We start from the raw sequence: 18,906 nt of genomic DNA on the forward strand, positions 1-18,906 counted from the left end.
CCCAGGGGCTCGGGCTACTCGACGACCGAGAGGAAGCAGACAAGATGGACTTCGGTGTGGTGATCCAGACCAACCCGCCTGCCTGGCGCACGGTCGGGCTCGCGAAGCAGGCGGAGGAGCACGGGTTCGACTACGTGTGGACCTTCGACTCCCACCTGCTGTGGCAGGAGCCCTACGTCATCTACAGCCAGATCCTCGCGGAGACGCGGCGGATCGTCGTCGGGCCGATGGTCACCAACCCGGCGACCCGGGACTGGACGGTCACGGCATCGGTGTTCGCGACCCTCAACGAGATGTACGGCAACCGCACCGTGGTCGGCATCGGCCGCGGCGACTCCGCGGTACGCGTCCTCAACGGCAAGCCGACCACCCTCAAGGAGGTGCGCGACGCGACCCACGTGATCCGGGAGCTCGGCAACTGCCGGCCGGTGGAGCACAACGGCTCGACGCTGCAGTTCCCGTGGGCGCGCACCTCGGAGCTCGAGGTGTGGATCGCCGCCTACGGTCCGCTGGCGCTGAAGACCGCAGGCGAGGCCGGCGACGGCTTCATCCTCCAGCTCGCCGACGTCGACGTCGCGAAGTGGATGATCACCCGGGTCCGGGAGGCCGCCGAGAACGCCGGCCGCGATCCCGACGCGCTGACGTTCTGCGTCGCCGCTCCGGCGTACGTCGGCAGCGAGGACCAGATCGACCACATGCGCTCGCAGACCCGGTGGTTCGGTGGGATGGTCGGCAACCACATCGCCGACATCGTCTCCAAGTACGGCGAGGCGACGGCGGACAACGAGGGGTTCCCCCAGGTCCTCGTCGACTACATCAAGGGCCGCACCGGCTACGACTACAACACCCACGGCAAGGCCGACAACGACCACGTCGACTTCGTGCCGGACGAGATCGTCGACCGGTTCTGCATCCTGGGCACCCCGGAGCAGCACGTCGCGAAGCTCGAGGAGCTGAGGGCGATCGGCGTCGACCAGTTCGCGGTCTACCTCCAGCACGACAACAAGGAGGAGACGATGCGGGTCTACGGCGAGTCGATCATGCCCCATCTCCGCGACCACATCACCGCCAAGGCTTGACCCCGTTGACTCAGATCTGGAACCGCTTCCGCGCGGTCTTCTTCGGCGTCCTCGGCGTGGCCGCCGTGGTCGCGACCTGGGACCTCTACAAGGCGTTCGGCCCGGAGCAGGGCGTCCTGGTCGGCGACACCCGCGTGCTGCCGCGCACGACCGAGCTCGCGATGCCGCACTCCTGGGAGATGGTGCAGCGCTTCGGTGAGCCGGTCACCGGTCTGGCCGGGGCGCCCGACGCGTTCGAGGCGGTCTTCGAGGCCAGCATGTTCTCGCTCGGCCTGGCCGCCCGCGGCTGGGTGATCGGTGTCGTCGTCGGGATGCTGCTGGCGCTGCTGATGAGCCGGCTGCGGATCGTCGAGTCCGCGCTGCTGCCGTGGGTCATCCTCAGCCAGACCGTCCCCCTGATCGCGATCGCCCCGCTGGTCCGCCGCTGGGGCTCCGAGATCGAGATCGGCGGCTACCTGTGGAGCAGCGAGGACTCGGTCGCGGTGATCGCGGCGTACCTCGCGTTCTTCCCCGTCGCCGTCGGAGCCCTGCGCGGCCTCAAGTCGCCGGACAAGACGCACCTCGACCTGATGCGGTCCTACGGCGTCGGCTGGTGGCGCACGCTGCTGACCCTCCGGCTGCCGTCGTCGATCCCCTACCTGCTGCCGGCGCTCCGGCTCGCCGCCGCCAGCGCGGTCATCGGCGCCGTCGTCGCCGAGGTCTCGATCGGCCTCAAGGGCGGCCTCGGCCGGATGGTCATCGACTACGCCGTCGCCGCCTCCGGCGACCCGGCCAAGCCCTGGGCGCCGATCTTCGGCGCGGTCGCGGTCGGCCTGGTCGCCGCCGGCGCGATCGGCCTGCTCGGCCTCGCTCTCCGCCCGTTCCGACTCACAGGAGTGCCCTCCCGATGACCGAAGCCGCCATCACCGTCACCGGCGTCGACCGGATCTTCGGCAAGGGCCGCAAGGAGGTCGTCGCGCTGAGGGACGTCGACCTCACCGTGGCCGACGGCGAGTTCGTGTCGCTGATCGGGCCGAGCGGCTGTGGCAAGAGCACGCTGCTTCGACTGGTCGCCGACCTCGACACCGCAACGTCGGGGGACATCAGGGTCTTCGGCAAGGTCGCCCGCCAGGCCCGGCTCGACCAGGACTACGGCATCGCCTTCCAGCAGGCGGGCCTGCTCCCGTGGCGCACGGTCACCGGCAACATCGAGCTCCCGCTCAAGCTCCACGGCGCCGACGCGTCGTTGCGCAAGGCGCGGGTCGCCGAGCTGATCGAGCTGGTGGGCCTCACCGAGTTCGCCAAGAGCCACCCCGACCAGCTCTCGGGCGGCATGCAGCAGCGGGTCGCCATCGCCCGCGCGCTGGCGGAGAGCCCGCGGCTGCTGCTCATGGACGAGCCGTTCGGCGCGCTCGACGAGATCACCCGTGAGCGGATGCAGAACGAGCTGGTGCGGATCTGTGCCGAGACCGGCGCCGCCGTGCTGTTCGTCACCCACTCCATCCCCGAGGCGGTCTTCCTCTCCGACCGGGTGGTCGTGATGTCGCCACGACCGGGGCGGATCACCGGGGTGGTCGATGTCCGCGCCGACGGGCTGACCGGCGCGCACGACCGCACCGAGCGGGCGCGGGACGAGGAAGGGTTCTTCCGCGCGGTGGCCGACGTCCGAGCCCTTCTGCACGGCGGGGAAGGCGCACTGGCAGAGACCGGGCCGGCTGGTGTGGACTCGGTGGACGTGCGATGACGACCGCTGTCGACCCCGTCGCCGCGGGCCGCGTCACCCGCCCCCGACTCCCGATCACCGAGGTCCGGTGGAGCACGATCGTCGCGCCCCTGGTGCTGGGCGCACTCGTGATCCTCGCGTGGGAGGTGCTGGTGGAGCAGGCCGACATCGAGCCGTTCATCCTCCCGGCGCCGAGCGCGATCTGGGAGCAGGTCACCGCGAACACCGAGAACATCGTCGACGGCTCCATCGTCACCGGTCGCAACGCGTTGATCGGGATGCTCGCCGGCGCCGTGATCGGGGTCATCGGCGCCGCAGTGGCAGGGTCGTTCCGGTTCGTCGACCAGATGGCGGCCCCCGTCGTCGCCGCCCTCGCGGTGATCCCGATCGTCGCTCTCGCGCCGGTCCTCTACTCGATGTTCGGCGCCGCGGTGAACACCGGCCGGATCATCGTGGCCGGCGTCTCCGTCGCGGTCCCGGTCTACCTCAACACCCTGCGCGGCATCCGGCAGGTCAGTGCCGTCCACCGTGACCTGATGACGGCGTACGCCGCCCGTCCGTTCCAGGTCATCCGCACGGTGACGCTGCCCACCGCGACGCCCTACGTGTTCACCGGCCTGCGGGTCGCGTCGTCCCTCGCCGTGATCGCCGCCCTGATCGCGGAGTACTTCGGCGGCCCCATCGGCGGGCTCGGCAAGTCGATCACGTCCTCGGCCGCGAGCAGCAACTACCCGCTCGCGTGGGCCTACGTGTTCGGGTCGATCGTCCTCGGCCTGCTGTTCTACGTCGTCACCCTGCTGGTCGAGCTGTGGTTCTCACGCCACCACAGGCCCGCATGAACCCCCACGATTCTCGAGATCTGCACAGAAACAGGAGAAGCAAATGAGGAGAAGCCTGAAGCTGGGCGCGGCCACCGTCGCGCTCGCCCTGGTCATGACCGGCTGTGGTGACGACGACGACGGCGGCTCGTCGTCCGAGGTCGAGGTCCAGCAGAGCGAGGACTGCGCGACGCGCACCAAGGAGGCCCGGGACGCCGGTGAGCTCCAGGAGGTCTCCCTCCAGCTCCAGTGGGTGTCGCAGGCGCAGTTCGCCGGCTACTACGCCGCCGTCGCCGAGTGCTACTACGTCGACGAGGGTCTCGACGTCAACATCATCGAGGGCGGCGTCGACATCGTGCCGCAGGACGTGCTCGCGTCCGGCGACGTCGACTACGCGATCTCGTGGGTGCCGAAGGTGCTCGGCTCGATCGAGCAGGGCGCCGGCATCACCAACGTCGCGCAGATCTTCGAGCGCAGCGCCACGACCCAGATCTCCTTCAAGAACAAGGACATCGCCGAACCGGCCGACCTCAAGGGCAAGAACGTCGGCAGCTGGGGCTTCGGCAACGAGTGGGAGCTGTTCGCCGGGATGCAGTCCGCCGGCGTCACCGTCGAGGACATCAACCTGGTCCAGCAGGCGTTCGACATGAACGCCTTCCTGGCCGGCGACATCGACGCCGCACAGGCGATGACCTACAACGAGTACGCGCAGGTCCTCGAGACGAAGAACCCCGACACCGGCGAGCTCTACACGCCCGAGGACCTCAACGTCATCAACTGGAACGACGTCGGCACCGCGATGCTCCAGGACGCGATCTGGGCAACGACGGAGAAGCTCTCCGACCCCGACTACGAGGAGCAGACGGTCTCCTTCATCAAGGCCTCGATCAAGGGCTGGGCGTTCGTGCGGGACAACCCGGAGGACGCCGCCGACATCGTCGCCGCGTCCGGCTCCGAGCTCGGCCAGAGTCACCAGCTCTGGATGGCCAACGAGATCAACAAGCTGATCTGGCCCTCGACGAACGGCGTCGGGATCATCGACGAAGCTGCCTGGGCGCAGACCGTCGACATCGCCCTCAACACGGAGAACGAGACCGGCGCGACCATCATCACCGAGCAGCCGCCGGAGTCGGCCTACACCAACGAGTACGTCGAACAGGCGCTCGCCGAGCTCGAGGAGGAGGACGTCGACACCATCGGCGCCGACTATGAGCCGATCGAAGTGACGCTGAAAGAGGGTGGCCGGTGACTGTGACGGCCGATCTCAACGCCCGCACCACGGAGCTCGACCAGGGGCACGTGTTCCACTCGTGGTCGGCGCAGGGCGGTCTCGCCCTGCTGCCGATCGCGGGTGGGCAGGGCAGCCGGGTCTGGGACCACTCCGGGCGCAGCTACCTGGACTTCTCCAGCCAGCTGGTCAACGTCAACATCGGGCACCAGCACCCGGCCGTGGTGGCGGCCATCCAGGAGCAGGCCGCGACCCTCGCCACCATCGGGCCGGCCACCGCCAACCTCACCCGCGGGGTCGCCGCGCAGCGGATCGCCGCCCGGGCACCCGAGGGCTTCAACAAGGTGTTCTTCACCAACGGCGGCGCCGACGCGATCGAGAACGCCATCCGGATGGCACGTCTGCACACCGGCCGCGACAAGGTCGTGTCGACGTACCGCTCCTACCACGGCAACACCGGCGGCGCGATCGTCGCGACCGGAGACTGGAGGCGGATCCCCAACGAGTACGCGCGGGCGCACGTCCACGTGTTCGGGCCCTACCTCTACCGCTCCGAGTTCTGGGCGACCACGCCGGAGCAGGAGAGCGAGCGGGCTCTGCAGCACCTGCGGCGGGTGATCGAGAGCGAGGGTCCGGCCAGTGTCGCCGCGATCCTGCTCGAGACCATCCCCGGCACCGCCGGGGTCCTGATGCCCCCGCCGGGCTACCTGGCGGGAGCGCGGGCGCTGGCGGACGAGTTCGGGATCATGTTGATCCTCGACGAGGTGATGGCCGGGTTCGGGCGCACGGGCGAGTGGCTGGCGCTCGATGCGTTCGGCGTCGTGCCCGACCTGATCGCCTTCGCCAAGGGGGTCAACTCCGGCTACGTCCCGGTGGGCGGCGTGATCATCAGCGACCCGATCGCGCGCACCTTCGACGACCGGGTGTTCCCGGGCGGCCTCACCTACAGCGGCCACCCGCTGGCGGCCGCCTCCATCGTGGCGTCGATGGACGCGATGGAGAGCGAGGGCATCGTCACTCACGCGAAGCAGGTCGGCGCCGATGTCATCGGTCCGGGCCTCGCGACGCTGGCCGACAAGCACCCGGTTGTCGGAGAGGTCCGCGGCACCGGCGTGTTCTGGGCGATCGAGCTGGTCGCCGACCCCACGACCCGCGAGCCGTTGTCCGCGGCGCTGATGGGCCGGGCGAAGGGCGAGCTCGTCAGCCGTGGCGTGCTGCCGTTCATCGCCGACAACCGCATCCATGTCGTACCCCCGTGCGTGGTCACCGAAGACGAGGTGGCCGAGGCGATGGTGGCGTACGACGAAGTCCTGACCCTGCTCGACGAGGAGCTATGAGATGACCGAAGTACTCGACCACTGGATCGCCGGTAGCACCGACCCCGGCGAGGGGACCCGCACCGGCCCCGTCTACGACCCCGCCCTCGGCGTGGTGTCCAAGGAGGTGCGCTACGGCTCCGCCGCCGACATCGACCGCGCGGTCGGCGTCGCCAAGGAGGCCTTCGCCAGCTGGGGGCAGGTGTCGATCACCAAGCGGCAGAACGTCATGTTCGGCTTCCGCGAGCTGCTCAACCAGCGCAAGGACGAGCTCGCCGCGATCCTCACGTCCGAGCACGGCAAGGTGCTCTCCGACGCCGCCGGCGAGGTGGCGCGCGGGCTGGAGGTCGTCGAGTTCGCGTGCTCGATGCCGCACCTGACCAAGGGTGCGTTCTCGCAGAACGTCTCCACCGACGTCGACGTCTACTCGGTGAAGGAGCCGCTGGGAGTTGTCGGCATCATCAGCCCGTTCAACTTCCCCGCGATGGTGCCGATGTGGTTCTTCCCGATCGCGATCGCGACCGGCAACACGGTCGTCCTGAAGCCGAGCGAGAAGGACCCCAGCGTCGCCAACTGGATCGGCGCGCTGCTCAAGGAGGCCGGCCTGCCCGACGGCGTGTTCAACGTCGTGCACGGCGACAAGGAGGCGGTCGACGCGCTGCTCACCCACCCCGACGTCGCGTCCATCTCGTTCGTCGGGTCGACCCCGATCGCGAAGTACGTCTACGAGACCGCGACCTCCCACGGCAAGCGGGTGCAGGCGCTCGGCGGCGCCAAGAACCACATGCTGGTGCTGCCCGACGCCGACCTCGACCTGGTGGCCGACGCGGCGGTCAACGCAGGGTTCGGTTCCGCCGGCGAGCGGTGCATGGCGGTCTCGGTCGTGCTCGCGGTCGAGCCGATCGCCGACGAGATGATCGAGAAGATCCGCGACCGGATGGGCAAGCTGGTCGTCGGCGACGGCCGCAAGGGCTGCGACATGGGGCCGCTCATCACCCGGGAGCACCGCGACAAGGTCGCCGGCTACCTCGACGTCGCGACGACCGACGGGGCGACCGTCGTCGTCGATGGCCGGGAAGCGGAGTACGACGGGCCTGCCGAGGGCTTCTGGCTAGGTCCCACCCTGATCGACAAGGTGCCGACCAGCTCGACGGTCTACCGGGACGAGATCTTCGGTCCGGTGCTGTCCGTCGTCCGGGTCTCGTCGTACGCCGACGGTGTCGACCTCATCAACTCGAGCCCCTACGGCAACGGCACCGCGATCTTCACCAACGACGGCGGCGCCGCACGTCGGTTCGAGCGCGAGGTCGAGGTCGGCATGGTCGGCATCAACGTGCCGATCCCGGTGCCGGTCGCCTACCACTCGTTCGGTGGCTTCAAGGCGTCGATCTTCGGCGACGCGAAGGCCTACGGCCCCCAGGGGATCGAGTTCTTCACGCGTGAGAAGGCGATCACCAGCCGCTGGCTCGACCCGTCACACGGCGGGATCAACCTCGGCTTCCCCCAGCACGATTGACGTAGGCGCAGGCGCGAACCGCCCCGCCATCAGCAGCAGCACCGGGGTCAGCAGCAGCGGAAGGAGGAACATGGCGCGGTGGCCGACCTGCTCGGCGACGACCGCGATGGTGACTGCCGCGACCAGGTAGCCGACGTAGTTGGAGACGTTGACCCGCGCGAGTGCCTGGCCGCCGCCCTCGGGGTCGAGATGACCCGCCGCCACCATCGACAGCGGCGGGATCATCGCGAGGCCGGCGCCGAGCAGGGCGAAGCCCGCGATCGTGACCGGCACCGACGGTGCGGCGGCGACGAGGGCGACCGCGAGGAACGCGACCGCACCGCTCGCGCGCACGGTTGCCACCGCGCCGATCCGGCGGACCACCGCGTCGCCGACCAGCCGGGTCAGCAGGAGGACGGCCTGCTAGGCGGTGAACGCGAGGGCCGCGGCACTCTCCGACGCCGAGAGCCCGTCGGTCAGGTAGATGCCGCCCCACGCCGAGGTCGCGGAGTCCAGGAACCACATCACGAACGTCGGGATCGCGAGCAGGAGCACCGGCCACCACGGGACGCGCGGCCGGCCCTCGCCGCCGGCGGCCGTCGTACCGTCGATCGGGTCGTGGGCCAGCAGGTCGCGGCACAGCAGACCGTTGAGCAGCAACCCGACGGCGCTGACGGCGAGGAGGGTCGGCAGCAGTGACCAGTCGAGCTCCAGGCTGATCGTCGCGTAGACGCCGCCGACGACGGCTCCGAGGCTCCACATGCCGTGGAAGCCGACCATGATGCTCCGGCCGTACTGGTCCTGGATGCCCACGCCCTGCATGTTCATGGTCGCGTCGACGGCGCCGACACAGAGACCGTACGAGCACGTCGTCACCAGCAGGCCACCGAGGCTGTGGGGCACCGCGATCAGGGCGATGCACACCGAGGCGGCGGCCAGCGCGAGGCGGAGCACGACGGCGCTGCCCCATCGCGCGGCGGCGTATCCCGCGAGCACGCTGCCGATGCCGGACAGCACGGCGACGGTGCCGAGCACCGCCAGCACCTCGTAGTCGCTGAGGTCGAACCGGTCCTTGATCGTCGGGAGCCGGGTGATCAGCGAGGCGAACCCGAACCCCTGGATCCCGAAGGCCGCGAAGCACGAGCGCCGGGCTCGACTCACAGGCTGGTCCATCACAAGAAGGCCTTGCCCTCACCACGGTAGGTGGGCGCGGTGCCGACCACCTCACCATCGGCGACCAGGTGCAGTGCGTCGACGTGCTCGCACACCTCGCCGGCCTTGGTGTGCCGGAACCAGACCCGGTCGCCGATCCGCAGCTGCGCTGCTGCCGCGCCCGTCAGCGGGGTCTGCACCTCGCCGGCTCCCTCGGCCGGCACCAGCTCCAGGCCTCGCGGCCACACCGGCGTGGGCAGCCGGTCGGGGCCGATCGCGCCGGACGCGACCCAGCCCCCGCCGAGCACGGTCGCGTGCCGTGGCGAGGGACGGCGTACGACGGACAGCGCGAAGTGGACGGCCGGCTGCGGCCGGAACCGCCGGTAGTGGTCGAACAGGTGGGGCCCGAACAGCCCGGACCCTGCGGCGATCTCGGTGACCGCGGCCTCGGCCGCGGTGCTCTCGATGCTGCCGGTGCCGCCGCCGTTGACGAACTCGAGCGGTGCCACCTCCCGCACCGCGGCGACGGCGGCCGCCCGCCGCCCGGCCAGCTCGCGCGCGGACAGCCGCTGCATCGCCCGCACGGCGTGCTTCCTCAGGCCGGGCTGGTTGTCGCCCACTCCAGCGATCTGGCCCTCGTAGGCCATCAACCCGACCAGCGTGAACCGGGGGTGGTCGACGACCGACTGTGCGAGCGCCGCCGCCTCCGCGGGTGTGTGCGTGGGCGAGCGCCGGGCGCCGAGGTGCACCCTGCCGCCGACCAGCCGCAGCGACGCGTCGAGCTCGACGCAGACGCGGATCGGCGGCCCGCCGGGACCGATCGCCGCCGCCGTGAGCTCGAGCTGCTCGATGCTGTCGATCATCAGGGTGACCCGTGACGCGAGCAGCTCGTCGCCCGCCAGCAGGGCCAGCGCGGCGCGGTCGACGCTCGGATAGCCGACCACCACGTCGTCGATGTCGCGGGCCAGCCACAGCGCCTCCGGCAGCGTGAAGGCGAGGACGCCGGCATAGCCCGGCAGCGCAAGGGTGCGGCTGATCACCTCACGGCACCGCACCGACTTGCTGGCGACCCGGATCGGCGTGCCGGCTGCGCGGCGGACCAGGTCCTCGGCGTTGGCGTGGAACGCACCGAGGTCGAGGACGGCGTACGGCGTCTCCAGGTCGGCCGTGGCGCGGGCGAGGTCGTCGTACGACGTGGGTCCGGTCGCTGTGGTCTGCAGGGTCACGCTCCCAGCACCCGCTCCAGGTAGGGGTTGGCGAAGACCCGGGTTGGGTCCAGCTCGTCGCGCAGGGCGACGAAGTCGTCGAACCTCGGGAGCCGCTCGCGCAGACCCTCGGCGTCGAGCCGGTGCAGCTTGGCCCAGTGCGGTCGCCCGCCGACGGCGCCGAGGACGTCCTCACAGATGCCGAACCACCGCTCGTGCGGCATCCGGTGGTACTGGTGGAACGCGACCACGGCCGAGTCGCGGTCATAGGCCGGCGACAGCCAGATGTCGTCGTGGCGGACGAACCGCACCTCGAACGGGAACGACACCGGCTCGTCGTGCGTGTCGACCCAGTGCTTGAGCTCTCGGAGCGCCGGCACCAGCGCCGCCCGCGGGATGAAGTACTCACCCTCCCGGAACCGGACGTTGCGCTGCGAGGCGAAGACATTGGGGGCGAGGTCGGTGAAGTCGCGCGCGGTCACGGCCCTGGTCACGAGCCGGGTGATGCCGGGGACCAGCCGGGGGAATCGGGTGCCGGCCCGCAGCATCGCCTCGAAGCCGACGTTGGTGACGATCCGGTCGTCCACCGTCCGGGCGAACGCGCTCATCGGGCGCAGCTCGGTGTCGCCGGGCAGCCGCTCGAACCGGCGGGTCAGCGCGGTCGTGGTGTGCGGGAACCAGAAGAACTCGAAGTGGTCGTTCTCGTCGACGAGGTCGTCGACCCGCTCGAGCACGTCGTCGAGCGGCACCGGCGCGTCCACGGCGCGGAGGGCGTAGAGCGGGACGCACTGGAGCGTCACCTTGGTGATGACGCCGAGCGCGCCGATCGACACCCGCGCCGCCTCGAAGAGGTCGGGGCGCTCGGCCGCCGAGCACTGCACGACGGAGCCGTCGGCCAGCACCAGCTCCAGTCCTCGCACCTGCGTGGAGATGCTGCCGAACCCAGCGCCGCTGCCGTGCGTGGCGGTCGACACCGCGCCGGCGATCGTCTGCCGGTCTATATCGCCGAGGATCTCCATCGCCAGGCCGTGCTGCGCGAGCAGTGGGTTGAGCCGGTGCAGAGGGATGCCTGCGTCGACCGTGACCAGCCCGGTCACGTTGTCGACCGACTGCAGGCCGGCGAGCCGGTCCGGGAGCAGCTGGACCCCGGGCGCCACGGCCACGCCGGTGAAGGAGTGGCCCGACCCGACCGCCTTGACCGGGAGGCCGTCGCGGGCCGCCAGCTTCACCTCGGCCGCCACCTCCTCGGCCGAGCCGGGCGCAACGGTGCGCGCAGGGTTCACCTGCTCCGTGCGCGCCCAGTTCTGCCAGGTCATGGATCCAGCATGACCGCCGCCCCCAGATCAGGTCAACTGACCTACTCTTGTCGACCCTCGAACCCCCAGCGGAGGCCGAACACGCCCGGCCCGAAGCTGCGGCGGAACACGTGGGCCGTGCTGCCGGGCCCGACCGTACGGCGGGGGACCGGTGCGACGTCGGCGTCGGTGAACTCCCCCCACCACGTGGGTAGGCGATCGGGGTGGAACCGCACCCACATCAGGAGGTCGCCGCCCGGCCGCGACCGCCCGTGCATGCACTCGGGGGTCGGTACGTCGTCGTACGGGTAGTCGGTGACCCACTCCAGCACCGCGGTGTCCGGCGCGGTCACCGGTCGCTCGAGCTCGAGCACCACGCCGTACGCCGTGCCGCTCGGGTGGTCGTAGGTGCGGGTCAGCCGAGCCCCGGCCGCATCGGAGAACACCGGCGGGCCGTCGTACCCCTCGACGATCTCGACCCAGGGGTACTCGCCGACAGTCCCGGACGTGACCTGGAGGACCATGCGGATCCACCGACGTCGCAGCACGCCGCTCTCGTCCACGTCGGCGACGACCTGGGTGGTGAGCTCGCGGAAGACACCCGTAGGTGCGCGCAACGCTGCGGTGGTCTCCTCGGCCGCTTCGCTCACCGGTCTCGCTTCGAACGGGGGCACGGGTGCGGCCAGTGGGCCGACTCGTCGGGTCGGACCGATCAGGGAGGCGAGCGCATCCTCCGGCAGGCCGAGGAGCTCCTCGATCTCGCGGATCGCGGCGTGCGAGCCGGCGCCCTCGGGGTGGCGATGTCCCGACCGCCAGTAGCTGAGGGTGGTCAGGGACACCGGGTTGCCGCGGTCGGTGAGCCGGTCCCGGAGCCAGACCAGACTGACCTGCCGCGCGGCGATCGCCGCACGGAGCGCGACGGCGAAGTCGTCGGACTCCCCGGGTTCCGGGGTTTTCACATCTGACTCCCTGTATGTGAAGGGAAGGCTTCTACCGTAGGTCTGAGTGGCCGACTACTGCGGGATTCGTGAGCAGTCGCGAGTCCGGGGGACCGGTGGGCTGCTAGGGGGGTAGGTCGCGTACCGCTGGAGGGTCGCGATCCTGCGCGAGGCTCGCGAGCGCACGTGGTGGGGAGGGCTCCAATCCCATCGGCTCGCGGGCCTCGCCTATGCGTTGAGGAAAGTAACAGTCAGGCTTGACTGTTTGTTTGGTCGGGCGCCATGCTGAGCGGGTGACCGTTCGAGCCGCCTCCCGCGTCCCGCAGGAGGAGCGCACCCGGGCGATGCGGGCGCGACTGATGGACGCCACGGTCGAGCTGCTGGTCGAGAGAGGCTTCAGCGGTACGACGACGACGCTCGTCTCGGAGCGCGCCGGCGTCAGCCGCGGCGCCCAGCTGCATCACTTCCCGACCAAGAACGACCTCGTGGTCGCCGCAGTGGCCCACCTGACCGAGCGCCGCGGCGAGGAGCTCGCGGCTGCCGCCACGCGGCTGCCCGACGGCAACCAGCGCACGCGGGCGGTGATCCAGATGCTCGGCGACCACTTCGCCGGTCCGGTGTTCACCGCCGCGCTGGAGCTCTGGGTGGCCGCGCGCACCGACGACACCCTCCTGGAGGCGGTCGCGCCGCTCGAGCAGCTGGTCGGCCGCGAGACCCACAAGATGACCGTCCAGCTGCTGGGTGCCGACGAGTCGCAGCCCGGCGTACGCGAGCTGATCCAAGCCACCCTCGACCTGGTCCGAGGCCTCGGCCTCGCCAACACCCTCGGCGACGACACCCCACGTCGGCGCCGGATCCTCGACCATTGGGCGGCGACGCTCGACACCGCACTGCACACCGACGGAGGCAAGAAGTGAGCCTGTTCGACGACGTCCTCGCCGACCTCACCGCCGAGGGTGACCAGCTCCGTGCTGCTGTCGCCGGACTGGATGCGAGTGGCTGGACCATCCCGGTGCCCGCCGAGGGCTGGACCATCGCGACCACGGTGGCGCACCTGCTGTGGACCGACGAGGTCGCCGTCCTCGCGACCGACGCGCACACGCCGGAAGGGAAGGAGGCCTGGGACGAGGTCGTCCTCCAGGCCATCGCCGACCCGACCGGGTTCGTCGACGCGGGCGCCCACGAGCTCGCCGGGCTCGATCCCGCGGACCTGCTGGTCCGCTGGGACGCCGGACGCGCGGCGCTCGCCAAGGCACTCCGCGAGGTGCCCGACGGCCAGAAGATGCCGTGGTTCGGCCCGCCGATGTCGGCCACCTCGATGGCGACCGCCCGCTTCATGGAGACCTGGGCGCACGCGCTCGACGTCCACGACGCCTTGATCTCGACAGGATCGATCAGCAACAGGCCCGCGCCGACGGACCGGATCAAGCACGTTGCCCACCTCGGCGTCCGCACCCGCAACTACTCGTTCGTCCAGCAGGGCCTCGAGGCGCCGGCCGACGAGTTCCGGATCGAGCTGACTTCCCCCAGTGGGGACCTTTGGTCGTGGGGCCCCCCTGAAGCGAAGCAGACAGTGCGTGGCACGTCGTACGACTTCTGCCAGCTGGTCACCCAGCGCATCCACCGCGACGACACCGACCTGGTCGCCGTCGGTGCCGACGCCGAGAAGTGGCTGACCATCGCGCAGGCGTTCGCCGGTCCCGCCGGCGGCGGTCGGCAGGCGACGGCATGACCATCAGGATCGGCAACTGCTCCGGCTTCTACGGGGACCGCCTCTCGGCGTTCCGCGAGATGCTCGAGGGCGGCCCGCTCGACTACCTCACCGGCGACTACCTCGCCGAGCTGACCATGCTGATCCTCGGCAAGGACACGGTCAAGGACCCCGGCCTCGGCTACGCCCGCACCTTCGTGAAGCAGGCGGAGGACGCCCTCGGCCTCGCCCTCGAGCGGGACGTCAAGGTGGTCGTCAACGCCGGCGGCCTCAACCCGCGGGGCCTCGCCGACAAGCTGCGCGAGGTCGCGACCGGGCTCGGGCTGGACCCGAAGATCGCCCACGTCGAGGGCGACGACCTCCGCGACCAGGTCGCCGACCTCGGTCTGCTGCACGAGACCTACGGCAACCCGATGACGGCCAACGCCTACCTCGGCGCGTTCGGCATCGCCTCCGCGCTCGAGCGCGGCGCCGACCTGGTGGTCACCGGCCGCGTCACCGACGCCTCGGTCGTCGTGGGACCGGCCATCGCCCACTTCGGCTGGACGCCCGAGTCGTACGACGCCCTCGCCGGCGCCGTGGTCGCCGGCCACATCATCGAGTGCGGCACCCAGGCCACCGGTGGCAACTTCAGCGGCTTCGTCGACCTGATGTCGACCGGCGCGATCAGCGGAGGACAGCCGCTCGGCTTCCCCATCGCCGAGCTGTCCGAGGACGGCTCGATGGTGATCACCAAGCATGACGGTACCGGTGGTGCGGTCACGGTGGACACCGTCACCGCCCAGCTGGTCTACGAGATCCAGTCGACGAGGTACCTCAACCCCGACGTCACCGTCGACCTCACCTCGCTGCGACTCGAGCAGGCCGGACCCGACCGGGTGGCGGTCACCGGCGTCACCGGATCCCCGCCGCCGGAGCAGCTCAAGGTGTGCCTCAACTACTTCGCCGGCTTCCGCAACTCCGCCGAGTTCGTCGTCACCGGGCTCGACTGCGAAGCCAAGGTCGAGTGGGTCAAGGCCCAGGTCGAGTCCGCGCTCGGGTCCGACCGGCCGGCCAAGGTGGTGTGGTCCGGCATCGGACCGGTCCAGGAGGACGCCGATACCGAGGAAGGCGCGTCGCTCCTGCTCCGGGTCACCGCGTTCGACCCGAGCGCCGACAAGGTCGGCAAGGCCCTCACCGCTCCGATCATCGAGCTCGCGCTCGGGTCCTACCCGGGCTTCAGCGTCACCCGGATGCCCGGCCCCGGCACGGCGTACGGCGTCTACCGCCCCGCGTACGTCCCGCGTGGTGCGGTCCGGCACACCGTCGTCCACCACGACGGCACGACCGAGGTGATCGACGATCCGGTGTCGGCCAGTGCTCCCGTCGACCCGGCAGCCGGCCAGCGGCCGTCGCCGTACCCCGCGCCCACGGACACGCTCACCCGCCGGCTGCCGCTCGGCACGTTCGTGCACGGACGGTCCGGCGACAAGGGCGGCGATGCCAACATCGGGCTCTGGGTCAAGAACGACGGCCACCCAAGGTACGCCGAGCGGGTGACCTGGCTGACCAAGTTCATGTCGCAGCGTCGGGTGCGGGAGCTGATCCCCGAGGCGGCCGACCTCGACATCGAGGTCTACGTCCTGCCCAACCTCGGAGGCGTCAACGTGCTGATCCATGGCCTGCTCGACGAGGGCGTGGCCGCCACCGCTCGTTTCGACCCGCAGGCGAAGGGCCTTGCCGAGTGGATCCGCTCCCGTCTCGTCAACATCGAAGGGAACGTCCTGTGAGCACCACGTTCAACCACGGCTTCACCGAGGAGCAGATCGCCCTCAAGGAGTCGGCGCTCGAGTTCACGAGGCGCGAGGTGACGCCCTACCTCGACCAGTGGGAGAGGGACGGCGAGGTCCCGCGGGAGTTCCAGAAGAAGCTCGCGCACGCCGGCTTCCTCGGCGTCGGCGTCCCGGAAGAGGTCGGCGGTGACGGCGGCACCCTGATCGACGCCTGCGCGATGCAGCAGGGCTTCATGGAGGGCGGCTGGTCCGGCGGTCTGATGGCGTCGGCGTTCACCCACGGCATCGCGATCCCGCACATCATCCAGAACGGCTCACCGGAGCTGATCGACACCTACGTCCGACCGGTGCTGACCGGCGACCTGATCGGGTCGCTGGCCGTGACCGAGCCTGGTGCCGGGTCCGACGTCGCCAACATCGCCACCCGGGCCGTGCGCGACGGCGACGACTACGTCATCAACGGCGCCAAGACGTTCATCACGTCCTCGGTGCGCGGCGACTTCGTCACCACGGCGGTGCGCACCGGCGAGCCCGGGGCGCACGGCATCTCGATGATCGTCGTACCCAAGGGCACGCCCGGGTTCACCGTCTCCCGCAAGCTCGACAAGATGGGCTGGCTCGCGTCCGACACCGGCGAGCTGTCCTACGAGGACGTGCGGGTCCCGGCCACCCACCTGATCGGCCAGGAGAACCACGGCTTCTACTACATCGCACAGAACTTCGTCTCCGAGCGGATCTGGCTGGCGCTGATGGGCTACGGCCACGCCCTGCGCTGCCTCAACCTCGCCGCGCAGCACTGCAAGGACCGCGACGCCTTCGGCAAGCCGCTGGTCGCCAACCAGGTGGTCCGCGCCAAGCTGACCGAGATGCACCGCCAGGTGGCGGTCGCCCGCAGCTACACGCTCGAGGTGGCGCGGCGGTACGACGCCGGCGAGGACTGCATCGCCGAGGCCTGCCTGGCGAAGCAGACCGCTGTCGACACCGCGGTCTGGGTCGCCGACCAGGCCGTGCAGCTGCACGGAGGGATGGGTTACATGCGCGAGTCCGAGGTCGAGCGACACTACCGCGACGTCCGCCTGCTGCCGATCGGCGGTGGCTCGACCGAAGTGCTCACCGACCTGGCCGCCCGACTGCTGGGCTACGCGGGATGACCGGCCTGGGCGGAGAGGTCGACCTCTTCATGCGCGCTGCGCCGGAGAAGGTCTGGGACCTGGTCAGCGACGTCACCCGGATCGGGGAGTTCTCACCCGAGACGTTCGAGGCCGAGTGGACGCACGGTGCGACCGGGCCGGCCGTCGGCGCCCGGTTCAAGGGCCACGTGAAGCGCAACGGCGTCGGACCGACGTACTGGGCGCCGTGCACGGTCACCACCTGCGTCGAGAACGAGGTGTTCGAGTTCGCCGTGGGGCTCGACGGCAACCCGCTCAACACCTGGGGCTACCGACTGACGCCGGAGGGTGACGGCACCCGGGTCACCGAGTACTTCCGGCTCACGCCGAAGTGGTACCTCCGCGGCTACTGGCTGGTGCTCGGTAGCCTGCGCGGCCGCACCAACGAGCGCGGCATGCGCACGACGCTGGCGAGGATGAAGGAGGTCGTGGAGTCATGACCGCCACGACGGAAGAGACCCGACGAGCGGCCATGCTCGAGAAGATCGAGTCGCTCCACGCGGAGCAGGCCAAGGCCGTCGAGGCCGGCGGCAAGTACATCGCCCGCCATCTGGAGCGCGGGAAGCTCACCGCACGGATGAGGATCGAGCTGCTCGTCGACGAGGGCTCGGCGTTCCTCGAGCTGATGCCGCTGGCCGGCTGGGGCAGCGACTTCGCGGTCGGTGCCAGCGTCGTCACCGGGATCGGCGTGGTCGAGGGCGTGGAGTGCATGATCATCGCGAACGACCCGACGGTGAAGGGCGGTGCCCTCAACCCGTGGTCGCTGAGGAAGACGTTCCGGGCGGCGGAGATCGCCGAGCGCAACTACCTGCCGAGCATCAACCTCACCGAGTCCGGTGGTGCCGACCTCCCGACCCAGAAGGAGATCTTCATCCCCGGCGGCCGCGGCTTCCGCGACCTCACCCGGTCCTCGGCCCGCAAGCAGCCGACGATCTCGGTCGTCTTCGGCAACTCCACGGCCGGCGGCGCCTACGTCCCGGGCATGAGCGACTACGTGATCATGGTCAAGGAGCGGGCCAAGGTCTTCCTCGCCGGGCCGCCGCTGGTGAAGATGGCGACGGGTGAGGAGACCGACGACGAGTCGCTCGGTGGGGCCGAGATGCACTCCCGGGTCTCCGGCTCTTCGGACTACCTCGCGGTCGACGAGCACGACGCCGTCCGGCAGGCGCGCCGCGTCGTCGCCCGGCTCAACTGGCGCAAGAGGGGCACCACCCCGGACCCGTCGTCGTACGCCGAGCCCGACCTCGACCCCGAGGACCTGCTCGACCTGATCCCCACCGACCTCAAGGAGCCGTTCGACCCCCGGGAGGCGATCCTGCGGATCGTCGACGGCTCCGGGCCGGGCAACGCGGTGCCGTTCGACGAGTTCAAGCCGTTGTACGGCGCCTCGCTGTGCGTCGGCTGGGCCAGGCTGCACGGCCACGAGATCGGCATCCTCGCCAACGCGCGCGGCGTGCTGTTCTCCGAGGAGGCACAGAAGGCCGCGCAGTTCATCCAGCTGGCCAACCAGAAGGACACGCCGCTGCTGTTCCTGCACAACACCACCGGCTACATGGTCGGCACGGAGTACGAGCAGGGCGGCATCATCAAGCACGGCGCGATGATGATCAACGCCGTCTCCAACTCGAAGGTGCCGCACCTGACGGTGATCATGGGCGCGTCGTACGGCGCCGGCAACTACGGCATGAACGGCCGCGCCTACGACCCGCGCTTCCTCTTCACCTGGCCGTCGGCGAAGTCCGCCGTCATGGGACCGCAGCAGCTCGCCGGCGTGCTCGAGATCGTGGCGCGCGAGTCGGCGGAGAAGAAGGGCGAGCCTTTCGACGCCGAGGGCTTCAAGGGCATCAAGGACATGGTCGAGGGGATGGTCGAGGAGCAGTCGCTGCCCTACTTCCTCTCCGGCCTGGTCTACGACGACGGCGTCATCGACCCGCGCGACACCCGCACCGTTCTCGGCATCTGCCTGTCCGTCATCGACAACCAGCCGATCGAGGGCGCCATGAATTTCGGCGTCTTTCGCATGTAA

General features: G+C 70.2%; 18 protein-coding genes. 13 read left to right on the forward strand and 5 right to left on the reverse strand.

Features of this window, described 5'->3' with window-relative positions:
* Window positions 1-44 precede the first annotated feature (44 nt).
* The 7 genes from SHK19_RS00400 to SHK19_RS00430 are packed head-to-tail and all read left to right on the forward strand — an operon-like array spanning window position 45 to window position 7,659.
* Window positions 45-1,079: a TIGR03842 family LLM class F420-dependent oxidoreductase gene (locus SHK19_RS00400; protein ID WP_322454162.1), complete on the forward strand. Its 1,035-nt coding sequence runs from the start codon at window positions 45-47 to the stop codon at window positions 1,077-1,079.
* 5 nt (window positions 1,080-1,084) lie between these two features.
* The gene (locus tag SHK19_RS00405; RefSeq protein ID WP_322937530.1) at window positions 1,085-1,969 is read left to right on the forward strand and encodes an ABC transporter permease; all 885 of its coding nucleotides are present in this window, start codon (window positions 1,085-1,087) and stop codon (window positions 1,967-1,969) included.
* The gene (locus SHK19_RS00410; RefSeq protein ID WP_322454160.1) at window positions 1,966-2,802 is read left to right on the forward strand and encodes an ABC transporter ATP-binding protein; all 837 of its coding nucleotides are present in this window, start codon (window positions 1,966-1,968) and stop codon (window positions 2,800-2,802) included. The genes SHK19_RS00405 and SHK19_RS00410 overlap by 4 nt, the downstream gene beginning before the upstream one ends.
* Entirely contained in the window at window positions 2,799-3,620 is an 822-nt protein-coding gene (locus SHK19_RS00415) for an ABC transporter permease (protein ID WP_322454159.1), read from the forward strand. Before SHK19_RS00410 ends, SHK19_RS00415 begins: the two co-directional genes overlap by 4 nt.
* Window positions 3,621-3,663: 43 nt before the next feature.
* The gene (locus tag SHK19_RS00420) at window positions 3,664-4,848 is read left to right on the forward strand and encodes an ABC transporter substrate-binding protein (protein ID WP_322937531.1); all 1,185 of its coding nucleotides are present in this window, start codon (window positions 3,664-3,666) and stop codon (window positions 4,846-4,848) included.
* Window positions 4,845-6,164, forward strand: a complete 1,320-nt coding sequence (locus SHK19_RS00425) for an aspartate aminotransferase family protein (RefSeq protein WP_322454157.1) — start codon at window positions 4,845-4,847, stop codon at window positions 6,162-6,164. Before SHK19_RS00420 ends, SHK19_RS00425 begins: the two co-directional genes overlap by 4 nt.
* Window position 6,165: 1 nt before the next feature.
* On the forward strand, window positions 6,166-7,659 hold the full coding sequence (locus SHK19_RS00430) for a CoA-acylating methylmalonate-semialdehyde dehydrogenase (protein WP_322454156.1): 1,494 nt from the start codon (window positions 6,166-6,168) through the stop codon (window positions 7,657-7,659).
* On the opposite strand, the gene SHK19_RS00435 is transcribed toward SHK19_RS00430, so the two are convergent.
* From SHK19_RS00435 to SHK19_RS00455, 5 genes are read right to left on the reverse strand one after another with little or no spacing between them, the layout of a single operon-like run.
* Complete coding sequence (locus SHK19_RS00435) at window positions 7,618-8,001, reverse strand: hypothetical protein (RefSeq protein ID WP_405030447.1); 384 nt, start codon at window positions 7,999-8,001, stop codon at window positions 7,618-7,620. The genes SHK19_RS00430 and SHK19_RS00435 overlap by 42 nt on opposite strands.
* Before the next feature lie 60 nt (window positions 8,002-8,061).
* Window positions 8,062-8,811, reverse strand: coding sequence for an MFS transporter (locus SHK19_RS00440; protein WP_322937532.1), 750 nt, complete (start codon window positions 8,809-8,811; stop codon window positions 8,062-8,064).
* Window positions 8,811-10,016, reverse strand: a complete 1,206-nt coding sequence (locus SHK19_RS00445) for an amino acid deaminase/aldolase (RefSeq protein WP_322454154.1) — start codon at window positions 10,014-10,016, stop codon at window positions 8,811-8,813. Before SHK19_RS00445 ends, SHK19_RS00440 begins: the two co-directional genes overlap by 1 nt.
* Complete coding sequence (locus SHK19_RS00450; protein WP_322937533.1) at window positions 10,013-11,311, reverse strand: D-arabinono-1,4-lactone oxidase; 1,299 nt, start codon at window positions 11,309-11,311, stop codon at window positions 10,013-10,015. Before SHK19_RS00450 ends, SHK19_RS00445 begins: the two co-directional genes overlap by 4 nt.
* A 41-nt stretch (window positions 11,312-11,352) precedes the next feature.
* Complete coding sequence (locus tag SHK19_RS00455) at window positions 11,353-12,249, reverse strand: hypothetical protein (protein WP_322937534.1); 897 nt, start codon at window positions 12,247-12,249, stop codon at window positions 11,353-11,355.
* Between the two features lie 272 nt (window positions 12,250-12,521).
* Between SHK19_RS00455 and SHK19_RS00460 the strand changes: the two genes are divergently transcribed.
* Genes SHK19_RS00460 through SHK19_RS00485 form a run of 6 tightly spaced genes read left to right on the forward strand, consistent with a single transcriptional unit; the run spans window position 12,522 to window position 18,906 of the window.
* On the forward strand, window positions 12,522-13,145 hold the full coding sequence (locus SHK19_RS00460; RefSeq protein WP_322937535.1) for a TetR/AcrR family transcriptional regulator: 624 nt from the start codon (window positions 12,522-12,524) through the stop codon (window positions 13,143-13,145).
* Window positions 13,142-13,960 carry a TIGR03084 family metal-binding protein gene (locus SHK19_RS00465; RefSeq protein WP_322454150.1) on the forward strand — a complete coding sequence of 273 codons (819 nt, stop codon included), beginning with the start codon at window positions 13,142-13,144 and terminating at the stop codon, window positions 13,958-13,960. Before SHK19_RS00460 ends, SHK19_RS00465 begins: the two co-directional genes overlap by 4 nt.
* The gene (locus tag SHK19_RS00470; RefSeq protein ID WP_322454149.1) at window positions 13,957-15,708 is read left to right on the forward strand and encodes an acyclic terpene utilization AtuA family protein; all 1,752 of its coding nucleotides are present in this window, start codon (window positions 13,957-13,959) and stop codon (window positions 15,706-15,708) included. The genes SHK19_RS00465 and SHK19_RS00470 overlap by 4 nt, the downstream gene beginning before the upstream one ends.
* Entirely contained in the window at window positions 15,705-16,862 is a 1,158-nt protein-coding gene (locus SHK19_RS00475) for an acyl-CoA dehydrogenase family protein (RefSeq protein ID WP_322937536.1), read from the forward strand. The genes SHK19_RS00470 and SHK19_RS00475 overlap by 4 nt, the downstream gene beginning before the upstream one ends.
* The gene (locus tag SHK19_RS00480; protein ID WP_322937537.1) at window positions 16,859-17,320 is read left to right on the forward strand and encodes an SRPBCC family protein; all 462 of its coding nucleotides are present in this window, start codon (window positions 16,859-16,861) and stop codon (window positions 17,318-17,320) included. The genes SHK19_RS00475 and SHK19_RS00480 overlap by 4 nt, the downstream gene beginning before the upstream one ends.
* Entirely contained in the window at window positions 17,317-18,906 is a 1,590-nt protein-coding gene (locus SHK19_RS00485) for an acyl-CoA carboxylase subunit beta (RefSeq protein WP_322937538.1), read from the forward strand. Before SHK19_RS00480 ends, SHK19_RS00485 begins: the two co-directional genes overlap by 4 nt.

Source organism: Nocardioides bizhenqiangii, assembly GCF_034661235.1.
GTDB classification, from domain to species: Bacteria; Actinomycetota; Actinomycetes; order Propionibacteriales; family Nocardioidaceae; genus Nocardioides; species Nocardioides bizhenqiangii.